At 70.1% G+C, this 4,698-nt stretch carries 2 protein-coding genes and 1 pseudogene; 1 reads left to right on the forward strand and 2 read right to left on the reverse strand.

The features are described from left to right. A pseudogene (locus VF662_RS14500) lies at positions 1-1,155 on the reverse strand (hypothetical protein); the annotation flags it as partial. A 160-nt stretch (positions 1,156-1,315) separates the two neighbouring features. On the opposite strand from VF662_RS14500, the gene VF662_RS14505 reads away from it, so the two are divergent. Further along, entirely contained in the window at positions 1,316-3,829 is a 2,514-nt protein-coding gene (locus VF662_RS14505) for a TonB-dependent receptor (RefSeq protein WP_464142519.1), read from the forward strand. Here VF662_RS14505 and VF662_RS14510 read toward each other — a convergent pair. After that, positions 3,807-4,698 (reverse strand): alpha/beta hydrolase family protein (locus VF662_RS14510; RefSeq protein ID WP_464142521.1); only part of this gene is annotated, 892 nt, incomplete at its 5' end. The two genes, VF662_RS14505 and VF662_RS14510, sit on opposite strands and share 23 nt — an antisense overlap.

A 4,698-nucleotide genomic window follows, 5' to 3' on the forward strand; every position in this document is an offset into this window, starting at 1 on the left:
CGCGGCGTCGATCGTGTCGCTCTCCGAGCGCACGTCGGCCGCGGCTGCGCATCTCTCGACCAAGTCAGAGCGCTGCTGCGCATCTTCTGCCTTGCTCTCGGTGCTTCGCCGTGAATCCGTGACGTCGAACGTGTCCTCGCCTTCGGCTCGGCACGCCGGCCGGCAGGCCGCGTCTCTCGACATTGAGGAAGCGTCGCGTGCGCGTCGTTCCTCATAGTCTCGGCGCGCCGCCTCCTCCCAAAAGATTTGGTCGGCGGCTGCCTGCCTGTGCTCGTCTTCGTAGGCTTGCTTCTGCTCGTTCCGGAATTCCGCGGGGCCGCCGCGGATGGATTCCAGGGGTTCGGTCGCAAAGCCGCCATGGTCGTTCAGCAGGCGGCGGGGCACGATCTCGGGGCGGGGCGGGTCTCCGCAGGCGACCCAATGGTCGCGGCGGGCGGCGTCGAGGATCTTCGAACAGGTCGTCTCGGCGATCTCGAGCGCGCTATATCCGCCGAGGCGGAAATCGCGGAGCAGCAGGATCGCGTCTCCGCTCAGGAGATCGAGCGCAACCTCGATCCAGGTCGCCTGGCGGAGGTAGAAATCGGCCGCGACGATCTCGCCGCTGGTCCTCGCGTCCCGCTCCTGCTGAAGCTTCATCAGATACTGGTTGATCATCCGGATGAGCCACGCCTCGCGCGCCTCGAGGCTGTCGTCCTCCTCGGCCTCGGGCTCGGGCTCGGGCGGGCGGCGGGTGGCGGCGCCGGCCCAGGGCGGATCGGCGGGGCGCCAGCCGGCCTGCTCGGCCGAGACGGCCTGGACGCCCTCGGCGAGGCGGCGGCTGCGCTCGTCGGCGGCCATCGCCATCGCCTCCTCGCGGGCGGCCCGGAAGCCGTCGCTGCCCTCGTGGGCGAGCAGCTGCGTCACTCCATAGGCCGCCCTGCCGACGGCGCGGGCGGCGGCGCGGTCGGAGCCGGTGAGCGACAAGGCGGCGATGAAGGCGCGCTGCACCTCGGCGTCCCAGCCGTCGGCGCGGCTGGAGCGGCGGGGGACGGGCTCGAAATCGAGCAAAGCGCCGAACGCGGCGATCGGATCCTCGCCGGCGAAGCCCTGGGCTCGGCAGCGGTCGCAGACGACGTAGGTGGGGCGGGTGGCGGGTTTGGCGGTGGGGTTCTGCATCGAGTCGCTCCTTGAGCGCGAACGGAAACAGAACATTTCCTATTGTGCAAGGTGCCTCTTTGGTTCGTGTGCGCTTTTTGTGGGCGCCGGCAGCCGGTTCACTCGGCATTCAGCCTTCCGGCGACTACAACTGTAGTCACAAAATAGAAGGGGGGACATGATGCGGCGGGGACGGGCTTTTGCGGCGGTGTTGATGGCGGGGGCGGCTTCGGCGGGGGTCGAGGCGCAGGTGACGGCGCCGGCGCCCGCTCCGGCTCCGCAAGCGGGCGAGGAGGCGCCGCGGCCGGTGCGGAGGTTCATGGGGCCGGACGGCAAGCCGCTGCCGCCCGAGATCCAGAAGCAGCTGGAGGAGCAGTTCAAGGACACGCCGCTGCCCGATGGGCCGCCCGCCGCACCGGCTGCCGGCGGAGACGGGAAGGACATCGTGGTCACCGGTCAGCGGCCGCACGGATCGGTGATCGGGGACATCCAGCCGGAGCGCGTGCTGAACCCGCTCGACATCAGGGCCTATGGCGCGAGCAACATCGGCGAGCTGATCGAGGCGCTCGGGCCGCAGGTGACGAGCGACCGCGGGCGGGAGGAGAGCGGGCCGGTCGTGCTGCTGAACGGCAAGCGCGTGTCGAGCTATGCCGAGATCGCAAGGATCCCGCCCGAGGCGATCGAGCGGATGGAGGTGTTCCCCGAGGAGCTGGCGCTGAAATACGGCTACCGCGCCGACCAGAAGGTGGTGAACGTGATCGCCTGGGAGCGGTTCAGCTCGAGGATCGGCCAGCTCTCCTTCGGCGCGGCGACGGAGGGCGGGCGCGAGACGGGCGGGGTCAACGCCAATTACCTGCGGATCGTGGGCGATACCCGGATGAGCGTCGATGCCGATTATAACCGGTCGGGCGCGCTGCTGGAGAGCGAGCGGGACGTGCGGCAGGCGGCGGGGAGCGAGGAGGTGGGGCGCTTCCGGACGCTGGTGCCGGCGAGCGAGCGGCTCGTGTTGAACGGGACGGCGAGCGGCAACGTGCTGGGCGACGTCTCGGCGAGCCTGAACGGGCGGTTCGAGGCAAACGAGAGCAGGAGCCTGCTCGGCCTCGCCCGGAGCCCGGACGGGACGCTCGATCGCTCGAACCCGCTCGAACGGGAGACGGATATCCGCGTCGCCCACCTCGGAACCGCGCTCGGCGGGCAGATGGGCAAGTGGCTGTGGTCCTTCACCGGCAATTACGACCGGACCAGCACCAGCACCTCGACCGAGACGAGCGGCGGCGGCGCGCCGGACCGGGCGCGCTCGGTGAACGCGCTCGCAGGGGCCGAGCTGGTGGCGAGCGGAGCGCTTGCGAAGCTCCCCGCCGGTCCGCTCTCAGCCGCCTTCCATGGCGGCTTCGAGACGCGCGACTTCAGCAGCCGCTCGCTACGGGGCGGCGTGGAGCAGAGCGCCGACCTGTCGCGGGACAGGGGCAGGGTCCGGGCGAGCCTCGATCTGCCGCTGGCGAGCCGGCGCGAGAAGGTGCTGCCGTGGCTCGGCACCCTCTCAGTGAATTTCAACGTCGAGGTGGAGGAGCTTTCGGACTTCGGGACGCTGAGGACGCTCGGCTACGGCCTCAACTGGTCGCCCGCGCCCGCGCTCAATTTCAACGCTTCAGTCACGGACGAGGAGGGAGCGCCGACGGTGGAGCAGCTGGGCAGTCCGCTGATCGTCACGCCCAACGTGCGCACCTACGATTTCACCCGCCGCGAGGTGGTGGAAGTGACTCGCATCTCGGGCGGCAATCCGGGGCTTCGCTCGGACGACCGCCATGTCCTCAACCTCGGCCTCCAGGCCAAGCCATGGCCGAAGACCGACCTCACCCTCAGCATCGATTTCACCAGGAGCAGGATCCGGGACCAGATCGCCTCCTTCCCGATCGCCACTCCGGAGATCGAGGCGGCATTCCCCGATCGCTTCACGCGCGGCGCCGACGGGCGGCTGCTCCGCATCGACGGGCGGCCGCTGAACTTCGAGCGCGCGGACCAGGAGCAGCTGCGCTGGGGCGTCAATTTCACGAGGCCGCTCGGCTCGCTGCCGCCGGGATTGGAGGGTGCGAACGTCCGCTTCATGAGCGGATCTTCACTGGGCAGTATCGAGAGGAAGCTGCCGCCCGGCGCCAGGATCGTCAGGGCCGAAGCGGGCAGCCCGATGGCCAACCGGATGGAAGGCATGATGAGCCGGCTGATCCTCAGCCTCTACCACACCTGGCACCTGGAGGACGAGATTTTGGTGCGGGAGGGCGTTCCGGTGCTCGACCTCCTGGACGGATCGGCGGTCGGGAGCCGCGGCGGGAGGCCGAGGCACGAGCTCGAATTCCAGGCCGGCGCGTTCCAGCGGGGGCTCGGAGCGCAGCTCACGGCGAACTGGCAGAGCGGCACGCGGGTAAGCGGGTTGCCGGCGGCGGCGGGAGGAAGGGCCGGAGACCTCAGCTTCTCCGATTATGCGACGGTGAACCTCCGGCTCTTCGCCGATCTCGGAAGGCGCTATCCGAAGGAGCAATGGCTGAGGGGCCTCAGGGCCACCCTTGCCGTCACCAACCTGTTCGACAGCCGCCCGGAGGTGCGCGACGCAGCCGGACTGACGCCGCTCAGCTACCAGCCCGCCTACCTCGACCCGCTCGGACGGACGGTGACCTTCAGTCTGCGGAAGATGTTCTAGGAAGGGGCAAGTCCTGCAGCCACTTCACCACCTCCGTGGCCAGCGCCACGCGCGTGTCGGCGAAGCTGTGGTCGGTTCTCAGCTCCACATGATGGACGTTCGCCTGGCCGAACCGGCCGATCGCGCCTGTGAAGGCGTGCATCTCGGCGGCGTTGCCGTCGATGCTGGCGGCGATGTTGAGGACGGGGAGGCGGGACAAAGCGGGGGCGAGCGGGGCGAGGCTCCAGCCGGACCCGCGGCGGATCAGCTCGTCGGCTATGTCGGCAGCGGTGATCGGGCCGAGCGAGCGGCCGATATCGTCGAACGCGGCGATGAAGCCCGCGCGGCCGGCGGCGCCGGCGGCTTTCAGCTGCGCCGCCGAGGCGCCGATGTCCCAGGCATCCAGCAGCACCAGCCCGGCAAGCGGATGGAAGCGTTTCTCCGTCAGCACGTGATAGAGCGGCGGCGGCGGCGGGCTTCCGGCGATCGGCCGGGGTGCCGGTTCGGGCGGCGGCGCATCGGCGCGGGTATCGACGGTGTCGGTCGCCGCGGTCGCCGCCGCCGCGAAGCCGCCCATCGAGTGGCCGGCGATGACGATACGGCTCCGGTCCACGTTGAACTCGCGAACCGCTCGGTCGGAACGGAGGAAGTCGAGCGCACGGGCGGCATCCTCGATCGCGTGCTGGATGGAGAAGGTGCCTTCGCTGCCCCAGGCGCCGCGATAGGTGAAGGTAAGGACGTTCCAGCCCGCCCGCCGCACCGCCTGGGCGAGATCGAGGTTACGCTCGTTGCCGGGGAGGCCGTGGAGGAGGAGCATGGTCGGCTTCCGCCCGTCGCCGGACGCAAGGAAGAACAGGGCGTTCATCTCGGCGGGCCGCCCCAGCTCCGGC

It is taken from the genome of Allosphingosinicella sp., from assembly GCF_036387215.1.
Taxonomy (GTDB): domain Bacteria; phylum Pseudomonadota; class Alphaproteobacteria; order Sphingomonadales; family Sphingomonadaceae; genus Allosphingosinicella.